Origin of the sequence: Aliiglaciecola sp. SL4 (genome assembly GCF_041538045.1) — a bacterium.
Taxonomy (GTDB): Bacteria; Pseudomonadota; Gammaproteobacteria; order Enterobacterales; family Alteromonadaceae; genus Aliiglaciecola.
Map to the genome: position 1 here is coordinate 226,584 of NZ_JBGOSE010000004.1, position 16,078 is coordinate 242,661.

Annotated in this window: 17 protein-coding genes; 10 read left to right on the plus strand and 7 right to left on the minus strand. The window is 41.4% G+C overall.

Annotation, left to right across the window (positions count from 1 at the left end; all coding sequences use genetic code 11):
- Positions 1-651 precede the first annotated feature (651 nt).
- Positions 652-1,428, plus strand: a complete 777-nt coding sequence (locus tag AB6T38_RS08090; RefSeq protein ID WP_372546812.1) for a BPSS1780 family membrane protein — start codon at positions 652-654, stop codon at positions 1,426-1,428.
- Between the two features lie 50 nt (positions 1,429-1,478).
- Here the strand turns inward: AB6T38_RS08090 and AB6T38_RS08095 are convergent, their stop codons facing one another.
- The 5 genes from AB6T38_RS08095 to AB6T38_RS08115 all read right to left on the minus strand — a co-directional run bounded on the left by AB6T38_RS08095 (position 1,479) and on the right by AB6T38_RS08115 (position 5,717).
- The gene (locus AB6T38_RS08095; RefSeq protein WP_372546813.1) at positions 1,479-1,898 is read right to left on the minus strand and encodes a hypothetical protein; all 420 of its coding nucleotides are present in this window, start codon (positions 1,896-1,898) and stop codon (positions 1,479-1,481) included.
- Positions 1,899-2,015: 117 nt separating this feature from the next.
- Complete coding sequence (locus tag AB6T38_RS08100) at positions 2,016-3,656, minus strand: endonuclease (RefSeq protein ID WP_372546814.1); 1,641 nt, start codon at positions 3,654-3,656, stop codon at positions 2,016-2,018.
- A gap of 310 nt (positions 3,657-3,966) precedes the next feature.
- Positions 3,967-4,521, minus strand: coding sequence for a hypothetical protein (locus tag AB6T38_RS08105; protein WP_372546815.1), 555 nt, complete (start codon positions 4,519-4,521; stop codon positions 3,967-3,969).
- A gap of 9 nt (positions 4,522-4,530) precedes the next feature.
- On the minus strand, positions 4,531-5,010 hold the full coding sequence (locus AB6T38_RS08110) for an RNA polymerase sigma factor (protein ID WP_372546816.1): 480 nt from the start codon (positions 5,008-5,010) through the stop codon (positions 4,531-4,533).
- Positions 5,011-5,018: 8 nt separating this feature from the next.
- Positions 5,019-5,717, minus strand: a complete 699-nt coding sequence (locus AB6T38_RS08115) for a hypothetical protein (protein WP_372546817.1) — start codon at positions 5,715-5,717, stop codon at positions 5,019-5,021.
- Between the two features lie 161 nt (positions 5,718-5,878).
- Here AB6T38_RS08115 and AB6T38_RS08120 point away from each other — a divergent pair, with 161 nt between their 5' ends.
- Together AB6T38_RS08120 and AB6T38_RS08125 are read left to right on the plus strand one after the other, a co-directional pair.
- Positions 5,879-6,364 carry a DUF3224 domain-containing protein gene (locus tag AB6T38_RS08120; RefSeq protein WP_372546818.1) on the plus strand — a complete coding sequence of 162 codons (486 nt, stop codon included), beginning with the start codon at positions 5,879-5,881 and terminating at the stop codon, positions 6,362-6,364.
- 155 nt (positions 6,365-6,519) lie between these two features.
- Positions 6,520-7,536: a GNAT family N-acetyltransferase gene (locus AB6T38_RS08125; protein WP_372546819.1), complete on the plus strand. Its 1,017-nt coding sequence runs from the start codon at positions 6,520-6,522 to the stop codon at positions 7,534-7,536.
- 31 nt (positions 7,537-7,567) lie between these two features.
- Here the strand turns inward: AB6T38_RS08125 and AB6T38_RS08130 are convergent, their stop codons facing one another.
- Positions 7,568-8,320 (minus strand): phosphatase, encoded by a 753-nt coding sequence (locus AB6T38_RS08130; RefSeq protein WP_372546820.1) that lies wholly within the window; start codon positions 8,318-8,320, stop codon positions 7,568-7,570.
- Positions 8,321-8,639: 319 nt separating this feature from the next.
- Between AB6T38_RS08130 and AB6T38_RS08135 the strand changes: the two genes are divergently transcribed.
- The 4 genes from AB6T38_RS08135 (at position 8,640) to speA (ending at position 11,943) form a co-directional block, all read left to right on the plus strand.
- Positions 8,640-9,080 (plus strand): nucleoside deaminase, encoded by a 441-nt coding sequence (locus tag AB6T38_RS08135; RefSeq protein WP_372546821.1) that lies wholly within the window; start codon positions 8,640-8,642, stop codon positions 9,078-9,080.
- 108 nt (positions 9,081-9,188) lie between these two features.
- Entirely contained in the window at positions 9,189-9,659 is a 471-nt protein-coding gene (locus AB6T38_RS08140) for a hypothetical protein (RefSeq protein WP_372546822.1), read from the plus strand.
- Positions 9,660-9,661: 2 nt separating this feature from the next.
- Positions 9,662-9,877 (plus strand): helix-turn-helix transcriptional regulator, encoded by a 216-nt coding sequence (locus AB6T38_RS08145; protein ID WP_348491962.1) that lies wholly within the window; start codon positions 9,662-9,664, stop codon positions 9,875-9,877.
- Between the two features lie 143 nt (positions 9,878-10,020).
- Complete coding sequence (speA, locus tag AB6T38_RS08150; protein ID WP_372546823.1) at positions 10,021-11,943, plus strand: biosynthetic arginine decarboxylase; 1,923 nt, start codon at positions 10,021-10,023, stop codon at positions 11,941-11,943.
- 39 nt (positions 11,944-11,982) lie between these two features.
- Here the strand turns inward: speA and AB6T38_RS08155 are convergent, their stop codons facing one another.
- Positions 11,983-13,143, minus strand: coding sequence for a serine hydrolase domain-containing protein (locus tag AB6T38_RS08155; RefSeq protein ID WP_372546824.1), 1,161 nt, complete (start codon positions 13,141-13,143; stop codon positions 11,983-11,985).
- A gap of 150 nt (positions 13,144-13,293) precedes the next feature.
- Here AB6T38_RS08155 and AB6T38_RS08160 point away from each other — a divergent pair, with 150 nt between their 5' ends.
- From AB6T38_RS08160 to AB6T38_RS08170, 3 genes are all read left to right on the plus strand, one after another.
- Entirely contained in the window at positions 13,294-14,661 is a 1,368-nt protein-coding gene (locus AB6T38_RS08160; protein WP_372546825.1) for a DNA-3-methyladenine glycosylase 2 family protein, read from the plus strand.
- Complete coding sequence (locus AB6T38_RS08165; protein WP_372546826.1) at positions 14,658-15,131, plus strand: methylated-DNA--[protein]-cysteine S-methyltransferase; 474 nt, start codon at positions 14,658-14,660, stop codon at positions 15,129-15,131. Before AB6T38_RS08160 ends, AB6T38_RS08165 begins: the two co-directional genes overlap by 4 nt.
- Positions 15,132-15,194: 63 nt before the next feature.
- Positions 15,195-16,073, plus strand: coding sequence for a DMT family transporter (locus AB6T38_RS08170; RefSeq protein ID WP_372546827.1), 879 nt, complete (start codon positions 15,195-15,197; stop codon positions 16,071-16,073).
- Positions 16,074-16,078 lie beyond the last annotated feature (5 nt).

Below are 16,078 nucleotides of genomic sequence, written 5' to 3' on the forward strand. Positions count from 1 at the left end.
TAATCTTTTTTTCTGTAGCACGGGCTTTAGCCCGTGGAAACGGTAGCCAAATCCTTCGCGGGGCTAAAGCACCCGCCTACAGGTTGGGAATAGGCCATGGAAATAAACCAAACCCAAAAAGGTTGTAGCACGGGCTTCAGCCCGTGGAAACGGTTGCCAAACCCCTCGCGGGGCTGAAGCACCCGCCTACAGGTTGGGAATAGGCCATGGAAATAAACCAAACCCAAAAAGGTTGTAGCACGGGCTTCAGCCCGTGGAAACGGTTGCCAAACCCCTCGCGGGGCTGAAGCACCCGCCTACAGGTGATGCACAGGTTAATCTTTTTTTCTGTAGCACGGGCTTTAGCCCGTGAAACGATTGCTACACTCCTCGCGGGGCTGAAGCACCCGCCTACAGGTGATGCACAGGTTAATCTTTTTTCTGTAGCACGGGCTTTAGCCCGTGGAAACGATTGCCAAACCCCTCGCGGAGCTAAAGCACCCGCCTACAATAGGGATGCAATTTCATAAGTCTGTATGTGTAAAATGGGGTGTATTACCTGCATAAAACTTGTGTTTATAAGGGGTCTAATGCTAATTTCGTTGCTGTTATAAAAATCACTAGAAAATTAGTTGTTCTAGTGGTGTTGGGAATCTACATAGGAATAAAAAAATGGATAATAACGAAAATAGCCCTTATCAAGCACCGGAGTCTGATCTCACTTCAACGGACGCACCTTCTGGAGAGTGGGTTTATACGGGTCCATCAAATAAAGCCGTCGGCGATGGAATGGCGTGGATATCTGAAGGTTTTAGTTTATTTAAACAAGATATAGGAATGTGGATTGTAACTATGATTGTTGGCTTCATTGTCGCAATCGTTATCAATATCATTCCTTTTGTTGGTTCCCTTATTAGTATGTTCTTAACCTATATTTGGGTTGGTGGACTAATGTTAGGTTGTCAGGCTGCTGCAGAAGGTAAGCCGTTTGATATTAAATATCTGTTTGCTGGGTTCTCAAATCATACAGGCAGATTAGTCGGTCTTTCGGCTATTGGAGCGATTATTAGTATTGTGGTGATGTTTATCGCGATGGGGTCTGTCTATATGGATATTCTCGCAGGCGAAAGTACTCCGGAAATGATGGGCGCGCAATTTTGGTTATCATTTCTCGTGGCTATGGCGTTAATGTTACCTATGGTCATGGCGGTGTGGTTTGCTCCAGCATTAATTGTTTTACAAGACATGCCGGTTTTTGCTGCGATGAAACAAAGCTTTATCGGCTGCTTTAAGAATGTGATGCCATTTTTAGTTTACGGCATTGTGATGTTGGTACTGTACATTTTAGGAGCAATCCCGCTCGCTTTAGGATTGTTGGTTGTTATTCCTTTACTATTTACATCCATGTACATTTCTTATCGTTCAATCTATTTAAGCAAAGCCGCTTAAGTTTTCAATATGACTGGATTCACTTACTGTAAGTGAATCCAGCTTTTAAACTAAGATATATAAGCACCTATTACCGCGATAACAATTATCAATATATGTGGAGCGACAACCGTCGGTGTTAACGCATTTTTTAGGTAACTAGCCACTAACCTCATGCTGCTAGGACGGCTAAACTCCCACTGACTATTGTATTGCATGCCATTGTCTTGCATTGGATTCAACAATGCTTTTTCAATAATTAGAAGACGATCGCTTATTCTGCCCTGAAAAGTTTTCCAAATGCCATCCAACATCCAAAACACGATACAAAGAAGCGGCACGATAAAATCAAGTTGTACATGAAAGAGCAATAAACTGCATAAGATCCCACTCGCTAACTTAATCAACAAAGAAAACTTCTCATAGCTATCGTACTGATATTGTAATGTTGTCCATTCTTGCTGAAGGGCGCTTGGCGTGTGGTTGTCCAAAATTTATTCCTTATGATGGATACGTTAGGGTTAAAGTGAAGAGGAATCTAGCGACAGTATTGCAAACAAAAAAACGGCTCACAAGGAGCCGTTATCGTTTTAGTCTATGCTTAGCTGTCAATTTCCCCAAATCTCTGCAACAAATTCTGGGTGATCGACAAATGGATTACGGTTGCCTTGATAAGAATGGGCTGCGTCATTGCGATCTATTTCAAGTTGACTCACTGGATCTTGGTTGTGCCAAGTTTTCATTAAATCCACAAACCACGACTCAAAAACTTGATTGGCGGTACCGTTTAACACAGCGTCAACGAAACTGCTGTTAGAGTCCCAACCGGCAATCACGTTTTCATAACGGGTTGCCATATAGAAATAAGCTCGGGCTAAGTCACCTTTAAATTCGTCAATGGGTTCGAATACCGTTCCTGAATAGCCTAACCCCGAGCGTGCGGAGCCTAACAGTGAGCCATTTTGAGAGGTAAAACTCGCACTACCTACTTCGCCATAGGGGTAGCTACCGCGTTTAGAATTGACGTAACCATCGGTGGCGAAAATATGATGTACGTCTGAATTCATGGGTTCTATGGCGCCACCAAACCAACTACGGGGGAATGCATGTTCTCTGTTATAACAACTCCCTTCCCCTGAATAATTACCACATTGGTCACTGCCGGCAGAATAAGTGTAAGGGTCGTTACTCGCTGGTCGTTCTGCATATATATCTAAAATGCTGCCATCGTTTTCATAATATTGATCTAACGAATAGCTGCTGTAGAAGGTCCACAAACCACTGTAACCCTGAGATGAATGGTTTTTAATAATATCGTACAGTGCTGACTTTAAGTTATAACCGCTAAGTCCAGAGGCATTGGCGTAATATCCAGTTAAATCTGGAAGAGTTCCACCTCCACCTGTTCCACCACCACTGCCGATGCTGAAACTAAAGGTCTCTATTGAGCCAAAGTTACCACCGCTAGTCAGGCTGGTGCCGTCGATAACGAGCTCGTAAGAACCGCTGCCGTAACTACAGCAAATGCCATCACCATATGAATCATTAATAGTAAGTGTATAGTCACCATCGTCTAAACATAAATCCTCAGAGTAACTGGTGTTGTTCGATAACCCAGAACCCGAAGCCTCAACTCCCGACTGAGCATTTTCAATTTGCCAGCTGGTTTCTGAGGCATAGTTGTCCGTTGTAAGGTTAAAGCTACCTGATGTTGTTACACATCCTTCTCCCCCTCCTGAACCGCCGCCATTGCCAACACCGTCATGGGGTTCAAAATCATCTACGTAAACAACTTCCGAACCATCAAAACCGGAGACATCGTAGAATCTCAAACCCACTTCAATATTGCCGCTAGAGCTTGGGGTAAAGTTATAGCTAATTTGTTGCCATTGGTTGGTGACACTAGCATCTGAATATCCGCGATAGCCATCCACATAAAGTCGCGCGCGCATTCCACCTTCGGTGTGGTAAACCCAAGTGCTAAATTCAATGGATTGTCTTGAGGATACAGCAACGGATTGACGAAAATCGGTAGAACCTTGAGTGCTTGTAGTGACGTTAATTGCGGCGGAACTAATACCACTTTTAACCACGCTGGTTGATTCACTTACTGCAATACCACTATCAACAGTAGTCCAACTATCTGCAGAGCCATTGGACCAGTCCTCAAAAGCGCCATTGTCTACATTGGCGTATACCAACTGTGGAACTAGCCATGCACTAAATAATAAAATACTGAGTTTTTTCATTGTTCTGCCTCTTTGCCTGATTGGTAAGCTAAAACAGTGTTGTTTGACTGCAAAACGTTGCAGAGCACATAGGGTATTTCAATGGCGTATGGTAAATTAGTTGACCATGAGGTCATATTTTAGTCAATATTAATTTATAAAAAGCGGAAACTTTCGGCATAACAATAAAAGCAAAATTAACCTAGAGTAAAAAGCAGCGAGAGGGGAAAACAAGGCGGTAACATTCGTCGAGCAAAAAACAACGAGAGAAATCAGCTAGTTTAAATGTCGTTAAAAAACAATCAGCCTAACCAACTCCCTCGAATTTGAGTTAATCCAGCATTTCTATTTTTGCCAACTGCTTGGGGAGTTGTTGTTTTACAAAGCGATAGCGAGCCCAAGTTAAAATGACCACTCCTGTCTGAATAATTACTTGAATTGACCAAAGCCCCTCATAACCGTTGAACATATAATTAATACTAGCAACCACGAATAAACCTAACCATAAGCCAATTACCACCCATGCACTTACTCGCCAATATTGAACTTGTTTGATTAGCTTTTGCCGTTTAAATTGCAGCAGTTGATGAATGTCGAGGCTATACTCTACTGGCGCAGATTTACGTAACCTGTATGCCCAAATACTAAAAGCCAAAGGGATTGGAACCAATATTGCTACAAATAACTGTCCTATGGTGGTGTCAATGTGATAGATAATCACGTACGCACAAAATACACTGACCATCACCCCTGCAATTAAATCGCTTAGTGCTTTTAAGGTTTCCCGTTTATGCATTTTGGATACTTGAGATACCAGTTTTTGTGCATCCACTTGAGGTGTACTTTGTTGAAACGATTGTTGCCATTGTTCAAATTGCGGATCCATTTTCTTTCCTTATAACAATTGTTCGAGTTGCTGTCGGGCTCTGCTGGCGCGTTTAGCTACGGCAGCTTCTGATAAACCTAAAACACTGGCGATTTCTAATTGCGTAAAACCTTCTAATTGCATGGTAATAATCTGTCGATACTTCAGATTTAAGTGATGCAAGGCTGACATTAGGTCCAGTTGTTTGTCTTGATTAGAGACATTTGGAGACATAATTTGCACATCATCAATATCTTCATTTGAAAGGTTTTTATTGTGTCGGCTTTCCCGTAATACGTGATCAACCGCGCGATTATGTGCCACTCGCGCAATAAAGGTTTTTACACTACTGTCCCCTCTGAATGTCTCCAAAGCCCGCCATACGGCCAAACTAATATCTTGGATTAAGTCTTCTCTTAACCCTAAGACTGCTTCGTAGGTGGCAGCAATACGCGCCAACAAGGGCGCGTATTGTTGTAATATCTCGTCAATTCCTGTTGCTTGCGTCACGCTTCGTCCTATTGATTGTCGGTGAGATTTTTAAACGCCACATAGTTGATGCATAGCAGCCAAGGGCCTAGCAATATTGCACTAAGTAATAGTGTGAAGGGGACAGCCATAATTGCTAATAAGTTGATAATGAATACAACCGTTAAGGGTTGCCATGCTTGAAGGGCTAAGCTAAGTCCCTTTTTTACTGACGTCCCTATACTTTCATTTTCTAACAAAAGGTAGGCGGGTATAAACATCAACAATATGCTAAATGGGGTTGCTGAGGCAAATATAATCGATAACTGCACAGGGGTAACATCGACCATTTGCCCATATACCAATAAATCAATTCCGCTGCCTCCCAGTATGGCTATGGCTGTGAGCACTTGCATTACAGTAGGAAGCAATAAAAGTAGACTTAATAAAGGCAGTTTCGCCCAGCCATTGTAGGTGCGGATACTTTGTAATGAACATGATTTATGTTGTGAAATCAGATCTAACACTGGCCATAAAGATGCAATAAGCATAACCATTACTAACTTCGATAAGATCATTCCTACAGGCGCTGGGACTAATTGAATTACACCTTCAATAATGATGCTTGCTAAGAGCAAAAAAAACAGTTTAAAGGGGGCTCTTAACCATAAATTCAGTCCTTGATTTATCCAACTAAGGCTTTGCAAAGAAGTCGTTTTTTCATTTAGTTTTAATGTTGCAGAGTGCATATCAAGTCTCTCTTTTTAGTGAATTACTTAGATAGTCGAGACAAACTAAAATTTCCTGACATTTTTTTTTGAAAAACTTTTGCAAAGCCTTAAACCTGTTTTTATATACAGTTTTAAGATTGGTGTTATAATATTTGCTGGATTTTAATAGAGACATGGACATGCACAATCTTAAAACCATTTTAGTAATAGCGAGTTTCTGTATTTTAGGATTGATTGTGGTCCCTTATGCGCAAGTAGTTTATTCAGGAGATCCCAAATTGAACATGGAAAAGGTAAAAGGCGAGTTTGAAGTTAACATGCAGCCACAAACAGACGTAGATTTTTCTATGGGCAGAATGACCTTGGATAAAAGCTATCATGGCAAGCTTGAAGGCAAGTCAAAAGGCCAAATGCTAAGTCATATGACTGAGGTGAAAGGGTCTGCGGGTTATGTAGCAATGGAAACTTTTACTGGTACCCTTGAGGGAAAAACCGGTGGTTTTGTTCTATTGCATAAAGGTGTTATGAACAAATCAGAACAGTCGTTAGAGATTACTGTGGTTCCTGATTCCGGTAGCGGTGATTTGACAGGAATTGTTGGCACTATGGATATCGAAATTGAAGATGGTCAGCACTTTTATGTGTTTGATTACAAATTGCCTTAGTAAAAATTTGTTGCCTTGAACGAGTTCTAACTCGATCTGATAAGCCATAAAACCAAGGCTTAATTCCCAGTTAATTTAAATTCCTTTATTTTTACTCTTCTATTTACTTGCGTTTATGTATAAGTGGTTATATAAATGCTTATATTGAGGTGTGTATGAACAAAGATTTTTTAAATGAATTGGGTGAACTGGCATTAGGCAGTCGCCTAAAAAGAGTAAGCGAAAGAATGATGGCTGATGCTGCGGCGGTTTATCAGCATTTCGATATGAATATTCAGCCTAAATGGTTTACCTTGCTGGCGTTACTCGATAGAAAGGAACAGGTTAGTGTTGTCCAGGCCGCTAATTTATTAGGCTTAACCCAACCTGCACTGAGTCAATTTAGTCGACAATTGGCCGCTAAAAAACTCATTAATATTAGGTTAGACAGCGAAGATTCGAGAAAAAGGGTACTAAGCTTGTCTGCTTTAGGACGGCAAAAAGTCACTGAAATGCGACCTGTATGGACTGCTGTAGACAAAGCCGCTAAAGACTTATCCCATGAGTTTGAAAATCATTTTTACGATTCCTTAAGAACCTTCGAGCGAGCGTTAAAAAAACGTTCGTTACTTGAACGCAGCAAAGATCATTTCGAACAATTAGATTCCTTAAAAACTGCCCATACTGTGGATACTGACATGTTAGCAAATAACCTCACCTTTTTAGATTTCGAACCTGATTTAGCACCATTTTTTGAGCAAATTAACAGTCAATGGATCAAGAGTATGTTTGTCCTCGAAGACGTCGACAAACAAGTGTTAGGCTCTCCTAAGGAAAACATTATCGACAAAGGCGGCAAAATTTACTTTGCTAAACATTCACAACTTGGCATTGTTGGGGCCTGTGCATTATTAAATAAGGGGGAAGGTGCATTCGAACTTACCAAAATGGGAGTGTTAGAGAATGCCCGTGGTTTGAAGGTTGGAGAGAAACTCTTACAGCATGTGATTGCTCAAGCGCAATTGTTGCCATTGGACTGTTTATTTTTATTAACTAATGGCAAATGTGAAGCTGCCATTCATTTGTATGAAAAGAATGGATTCCAGCATGATCGTGAAATTATGGAAAAGTATGGAAAAAGTTATCAAAGATGCGATGTGGCGATGCGCTGGGTTGGCGCATCACCAAAGTAAGTGAATGCTAACTAATTCCCGGTCTGCCTAGTTACAGTGACTCACACCATTGGGCTAGTTCTTCGCACACCGGCTTATTATGCTCGGCTAAAAAAGCTAAGTAGGTTTTAGCATCACGATTAACGATACGCTCGATGGGAAAGCCAATGGATTCTGCATGGGAAATACACTGTTCGTAGTTGCCTAAATTGAAGGCTATATGAGCATCACTTGAAAACACCACTTTCCAATCGTGCTTGTCCACTAATTCCAAAATGCGGATACAGTTAGGTTCGCTACCTTGTCGAGATTGAATAAACGAGCTGTTATTTATCTCCGGCACCACATTATGCTCTTTAGCTGCGATGATCACCGCTTCATAGTCGATGGGAAAATTTGGATTTCCTGGATGCCCTATAATCTGACAATCTCCCGTCGCGATGGTGTTAATTAACGCCTGAGTGTTGACCGCTTGGGTTCCCGGAGGGAAGACAGGTTCATGAAAGCTAGCAATCACAAAATCTAAGTAAGGTTTCATTCCTGCGGGCACATCTAACCCACCTTCTGGCGGTAAAATATTGGCTTCAATTCCTTTCAAACAGGCCACACCATCAATGAGTCTGGGAATAACGTTACGGTTACCAAAATGCCAAGGATGGGGTGAGTCTGGCATTTGCGGGCCATGATCGGTTAATGAAAACATTTGCATCCCTTTTCTTTTCGCCTCAACAAAGTATTCGTTCACTGTGCTGTAAGCATGAGTGCTGGCGATGGTGTGAGAGTGGGTGTCTACAAGTATTTTCATTTGGTTTATGTTCCTTTAGAAATGTTACAGCTTAAATGAAACCGATTCGCGGTGTAAGAAAGATATTTAAGTTGCCTGTTGGCCAATGACTTAGAGCAAGTTTATAACCTATTGATGTTGCGCGTCCATGACAGGGCTTGTTTGCCAAGCTCTGTATTCAATGCTCGGAGTAGATTGCAAAACTATACACAAGCAGTATATCAATTTATGCTAAATTGGTGAATCACAGTACAGTATATCTATCCCTTGAAAGCGAACAAAATCGTTAAATCTGTTCGTAATTTATTTCAATACGGACACAACCGTCACGGAGATCTAAATGGATAAATTTATGGCTGCAGCCATTGACGAAGCAATCAAAGGAAAACAAGAAGGTGGTATTCCAATTGGCTCTGTTATCGTTTATCAAAACCAAATCATAGGACGTGGGCATAACCGCAGAGTGCAATCAGGCAGTCCCATTTTACATGGCGAAATGGATGCCTTTGAAAATGCTGGGCGCCAAAGCGCCAGTGTTTATCGGCAATGTACCCTGTATACAACTCTGTCACCCTGCTCAATGTGCTCTGGTGCGATTCTGTTATACGAAATCCCAAAAATTATCATAGGCGAAAATCAAACCTTTATGGGCGAAGAGCAATTGCTTAAAAGCCGAGGGGTAGAATTAGAAGTGCTGCAGGCACCAAAATGTATTCAACTTATGGAGCAATTTATTACTGAATCTCCCGAATTATGGAACGAAGATATAGGTACTGAGTAGATGGTAATAATAACTTTAAGTGTCTTTAGATTAACTTAAAGTTAATAATTGTTGACATGGGGTTTGTTTTAGTATACATTTAATCCAAATACTATTGGAGAGAAATGTATGGATATGTCATTTAAAGAAAAAAGTCACTGGATTTCATTGCTCAGCACAGTCTGCATATTTGGCTATTATTTTTACAATATTGTCATGCTTGAAGGTGTTCCATCGGAGGAAGCCAGAGATGTTGCAAAAAGCCTACTCATACAAGCTATTGCGTTGAGTATTATTGTAGAGATAGTGCTACACAGTATGTTGGCTGCTACTAACTATAAGGCGGCTGAAATGGGGGCAGATGAAAGAGATAAACTATTTGAGTATCGGGGTAATCAAGTGGGGTATACGGTTTTAGTGGTTGGAGTGGTCATTACCCTCGGGCGAATTATTACCATTGAATATAACCCTGAATTTGCAGACCACTATAGTTCTATGCAAATACCCTTGTTAACGGCGCATATATTGATGTTTAGTTTTATCTTGTCCGAAGTCGCTCGCTTTTCTGTCACCTTGTTTAATTATCGTAGAGGGTATTAAAAGTGGCAGATTTACCCATTACTAATCGCATTCGTGAAAAGCGTTTTTTCGCCGATGAAATGACGCAACAAGCACTGGCGGATAAAGTCGGCGTCACCCGACAAACTATAATGGCAATCGAAAAAGGTAAGTATTCACCTTCATTGGAAGTTGCCTTCAAAATGGCCGAAGTGTTTGAATGCCATCTTGACGATATTTTTCAATATCAACCTAAATAAATTAGTACCCTTTTAGAACTGCAGCAAAGTATAATGCTGACAATTAACAATGAATTTAAGTTGTTTGAACAATATTAGAAATGGGGCAATTCCTTTTGAATTGCCCCATTTTTTCAAATACTGGCAAACTTCGGAGTAGATAAATGAGCAAACCCGATAATTGGACAATTGAAGACGCAGAAAAATTGTATGGCGTTAAACGCTGGAGTGGCGATTATTTTGAAATTGGTCCTAACGGAAATTTGCATGTTACCCCTGATGTAACAAATGCTGAAATGCGCATAGATTTCAAAGATGTAATTGAAGAAATTAAGGAAGAAGGCATTCAGTTTCCTGTGGTTCTTCGCTTCCATGACATTCTGCGCTCACAAGTTGCATTGTTAAATGAAACCTTCATTAAAACCATTAAAAATGCCGATTACCAAGGACAGTATCGTGGTGTCTATCCGGTAAAAGTAAATCAGATGCGCGAAGTGGTTGAAGAAATTGTCGATGCCGGAAGTAAATATGCCTATGGTTTAGAAGCGGGCTCTAAAGCTGAGTTGCTCACGGTATTAGCTTACAACACCAATTTAGATTCACTTACTATTTTGAATGGTTATAAAGATGAGGAGTTTATGCGCCTGTCGTTAATGGCCCGTAAACTTGGTCGTAAAATCATTGTGGTAATTGAAAAATACTCCGAGCTGTTGTTATTGGTCAAATTAGCCAAAGAACTGGATATTGAGCCCATTATAGGCCTACGTTCTAAAATGACCGTGAAAGGTCAAGGCAAGTGGGAAGGTTCTGGTGGTGATAGAGCTAAATTTGGGTTAACCAATACAGAAATTATTCAAGCTGCCCGTTATCTTGAAGCAGAAGGCATGGGACAGTGTTTTAAACTCCTGCACTTCCATATCGGTAGTCAATTAACGGATATACGAGCAGTTAAAGACGCCATAAGCGAAGGAGCTATGATTTACTCTGAATTGCACCACATGGGCTTCAAACTTGATTACGTTGATGTGGGCGGTGGCCTTGGAATCGATTATGACGGCAGTAAATCGACTAATGATTCCTCACGCAATTATACCATTGCCGAATACGTTGCTGATGTTGTGTTTGGCATGAAGGAAGTGTGTGATCTTGAAGATGTACCACATCCTACTCTTGTAACCGAAAGTGGCAGAGCGATTACTGCTCACCATAGCTGTGTTGTCGCTGAAATCGTTGGTGAGATCCGCTCCAATAGTGCGGAAATGGAAACCGATTTTGAAGAGCACGAGCATATCTTAGTGACCAATATGCGCGATCAAATACGTTTATTGGAAACCCAAGAAAACCTGCAAGAAATTTTTAATGATGCATCCCAGTATAAAGAGCAAGCAATATCAGCATTTCAACTCAGAGTCATTAGCTTTGAAGAGCTTGCCAAAATTGAAACCCTGTATTGGCAAATTATGGTCAGTCTGCAACAACGTATGCAAACCGCAGACTTTGTACCGGAAGAAATGCAAGAGTTGGACTACAACTTATCATCTCAATATTTGTGTAATTTTTCAGTGTTCCAATCAGCGGCAGATACCTGGGCTATCGATCAAGTTTTGCCGATAGTGCCTCTTTCGAGAATGAATGAGCGACCCAATGTCAATTGTTCATTGGTGGATATTACCTGTGACAGTGACGGTAAAATCGATAAATTTGTGTTAGGTAAAGGTATTTCAGATGTTTTGCCTATGCATAAATTAAACAAAGATGAAGATTATTACTTAGGCATGTTTCTCACCGGTGCTTATCAAGATGTAATGGGTGATATGCACAACTTGTTTGGTCGTTTAAATGAAGTGCATATTTTCAGTCATGATGACGATCCCCTTGATTTTTATATTGAGGAAGTTGTTACCGGTTCCTCTGTCGATAGCGTGTTATCGATCATGCAATATAATCCGACCTTCATGGCGGCATCGGTTAAAAAATTGATTGATGCAAAAATCTCTGAAGGTGAAATTAAGCCTCGTGAAGGTGTAAAATGGACGGATTTCTACGAAAATTGTTTGAAAGGTTATACCTATTTAAAAACATCCTAGTTGAGGTTCATTAGGCAGTATTTCGACGCTGCCCAGTGATTATTTCCCCGTCTGTTTTGCCAGTTGTTGCTTTTGATGCTCTTCGTAGGTTTCAAAGTAAGCTTGCCAAAATTTGGCGGTAAAGCTATTGATCAAATTTGATTCAGCATTCATCAGCATGGCGTAGCCAACTTCCTGATCTGGTGCGAAGGATACATCCGCGCGATATCCTTTCACCCAGCCACCATGATAATTTAGTTTGTGGCCGTTAAAGTCGTAGATCCGCCAACCCAACCCATAATGGGCATCTTTTAAAAATCGGCGCCAATCTCGTCTGCGTAATTCTCTTTTCGTTTTAATTCTTTCTGAAGTAACGGTTTGTACTATCTCAGGGGGAATAATTTGCGGATACTCCCCTAACATTGCACGAACCCAAATAGCCATATCTGCAATACTGGCATTTACACCAGCAGCAGGGCCGAAACGGTAATAATCATCTTGGACTTTGGTCTCACGCCACTTTGAACGAGTAATTGCTACATGGGGTTTTGCCCACTTAGGTGAACTCTGTAGCCCTTGTCTGCCTGTGCTGGCGTGGGGCATCTTTAATGGCTTAAATATGCTGTTACTCAACTCTTTGCCATAACTACTTTTATGGTTAATGTAATAGTCTTCAAGTACACCAAATAAGGCGTTTTGGTAGGTATAACATTTACCAGGAGAACATAATGGTTCTAACTTTGCCAACTGACCCAACACGCGTTTTAGGGAGTAGTTAGCTTCAATTAAATTATCGTACGCATTGGGAATATAACCACTTGATTGACTGAGTAAATGGCCTAGGGTGATTGGGTTGGGGTCTAAACGGTTAAAACCATATTCAGGTACGATTTCAAGTAGGGGAGTTTGCCAAGTGAATTGTTTTTCAGCGACTTTTTTAGCCATCAACACCCCGGCGAAGGTTTTCGAAACTGAGGCTAATCTAAAAACCGTATCGCCATCAATTTTTTCACCGAAATTTTCAGTCAAACCATAGCTAATTACCTTGGCTGGCTCACCTTTACGCACGAAAACAAGAATATAGCCAGGCACATTGTGCTTCATAGCTTGTGCTTGGGTTTTTGAGGCAAAATCGTACAGCCACTTGTCTTCCTCGGCGAAAGCCGGTGGGCAGCTAATAACGGTTAAGCAAACAAGGAAAATTAACGTTAAACATCTCATCCCTATAAGGATACTAGGTGAAAGAAAGCGACACAACTGACAAATGAGTTCACGGGTTGAATGAAGTAATTATCTATCAGTTCCGTTTTCAGCGCGTTTTATTCATTTTTTGTAGGTAAACTGAACCTAATTAAGCTAAAAGTATTGGTTATGAATACACTGCAAATATATCAACAAGCGCGCAAATCAAGGGATCCTCGTTTCGATGGCCAGTTTTATGTTGCGGTGAAAAGTACAGGCATATTCTGTCGGCCAATTTGTCCCGCACCAACACCAAAAGAAGAAAATGTTGAGTATTACCAATTAGCCCCTTTGGCTATGCAAGCAGGTTTTCGACCTTGTTTGCGCTGTCGACCTGATAGTGCCCCCGGTTCCTATGCGTGGAAGGGCACGACGACGACTCTTGAGCGAGGCGTAAAATTGTTACGCGCTCACCCTGAACTGACAGTGACCGATATTTGCGAGAAATTAGGGGTAAGCGACCGTTATCTACGGGAGCTATTTCAACAAAAATTAGGCATATCACCCAAAAAGTTTCGATTATTTGATCAGCTGTTAATTGCTAAGAACTTATTGCACAACAGCCATTTGAGTATTGAAGATGTAGCTATCGCGAGTGGGTTTTCCAGCGCCCGTCGATTACAAGCGAACTTGCATTCAAACTTACAGCTCACACCCTCTCAGATCCGCAAGAATGGAGCAAATAAACCCCTTTCAGTTAATCGAGAAGGTTCTGCTTCCTTGCAAATTCAACTAGCTTATCGAGCCCCTTATAATTGGACTCACTTTAGGGACTTTTTAACGCTTCGGGCTATAGCAGACATTGAGACGGTAACTGAAAATAGTTATGGCAGAAGCTTTGTTTACGGCAATGCAAAAGGGTACTTTGTTGCCAGCTTAAACCCGACTAAACACTGTTTTGATATTGAACTTAGTATCAATGATTTAAGCTATTTTCAGGGAGTTGTTCTACAAATTCGTCGTTTGTTAGACTTAGATTGCGATCCACAGGTGATTGATGCTTGTTTACAGGCCACCGGCTTACCCCAAGACGTTATTGCTTCAGGTATACGGATCCCTGGTGTTTGGAGCGTTTTTGAGGCTAGTTGTCGAGCTGTTTTAGGGCAACAAATCTCAGTGAAAGCCGCGGTAAACTTGGTTTCACAATTAGCCCAAGAATTGGGGGGACGTTACCAACAACAACGTCTTTTTCCTACACCAGAAGCCGTAGCTGAATCGGATTTAAGTTTTCTGAAAATTCCCGAAAAGCGCCGACAATGTTTGCGAGATCTAGCTCAATTTTACTGCCAAAATGGTGTGTTGGACGAGATGCAAAGTATCAAAGGAATTGGCCCTTGGACGGTGGCTTATGCGGCAATGCGTGGGCAATCAAATCCAGACATTTGGCTAGATTCCGATTTGATAATAAAAAAGCAAATTCAAAACCACCTGCTAGTACCCGATGAAGCGGCTCCGTGGAGGAGTTATCTTACTTTTCAATTATGGAATATGGCATGAATGAAATCAGTGATTTAAATTACAGTTACCTTGACACACCCATTGGGCAACTTGAAATATGCGCCAATAGTCGCGAGCTTGTCTCCATATATTTTTCTGATCTCCAGCAAGGTACATATCCAAGCAATGCCATTACTAAAGAGGCACTAGCCCAACTTAAAGCGTATTTTGCAAGAAAGTTAACTCGATTTGAATTACCGTTAGCAGCACAAGGAACAGCATTTCAACATCAAGTTTGGCAGGCGCTAGCTACTATTCCTTATGGTTCAACATGCAGTTATGCTGATATAGCTAATCAACTACAAAACCCCAAGGCGGTTCGCGCAGTTGGGGCGGCTAATGGGAAAAATCCACTGTCTATTGTCATCCCTTGTCATCGAGTCATTGGCAAAAATGGCACTTTAACGGGTTATGCTGGTGGGTTAGGCCGCAAGTCTTGGTTATTAGATTTTGAGCAGGGTGCTGAGTAAAAAACGTAAACCTTGGCAGTTAGGGTACGCAATAAATAACTAGGACGTAAGGTAAATGATGTAATGCGATTAAAAGATATGCTTGAACTCGTGATTTTGGGAGCGCTTTGGGGATCTTCTTTTTTATACATGCGCTCAGCAACCCCTGAATTTGGCGCGTTTGCACTTGTGGCGGTGCGCACGGGTATTGCGGCTCTGTGTTTGTTACCAATACTCTTTATGCGTAAAAAAGTCTCGGTAGTGAAACAGTATTGGCGTCCCATTTTATTTGTTGGTTTAGTGAATACCGCCATTCCGTTCGTCATGTTCAGCTATAGCACAGTGCTGTTAGGCGCTGGCATGGCCTCTATTCTAAATGCAACTGCGCCTATGTTTGGTGCCATTGTGGCATTTTTATGGTTAAAGGAACGTTTGAACGAATTGGCCGTGTTTGGGTTGTTTATCGGTTTTGGTGGTGTTGTGGTTATCAGTTTGGTGCGCACAGGCGTTGATTTGCAATTGTCTATTTTGCCCATATTTGCAGCGTTAGGCTCGACATTCGCTTACGGAATCGCTGCTTGTTATACCAAAAAACATCTTACTGGCATAAATACCCTCGCTATTGCGACTGGCAGCCAAGTGTTTGCCACCCTCGCCTTAATACCCTTTGCCGTGGCACTTTGGCCACAACAGATGCCTTCAACCCATGCGTGGTTGCAAGTAATAGTGTTAGGCGTGGCTTGTACCGGCTTTGCTTATATTTTGTATTTTAGATTAATCGCCAATATAGGTGCATCTAAAGCCATTACCGTAGCCTATTTAGTACCGGTATTTGGGGTGCTGTGGGGAGCGGTATTCTTACAAGAAGCCGTCACTTTAGGTATGTTGTTGGGAGCTGGGTTAATTCTACTTGGTGTGAGTCTGACAACGGGGGTTATAAAGTTTAAACTGAAATTAGCTTAGATGAT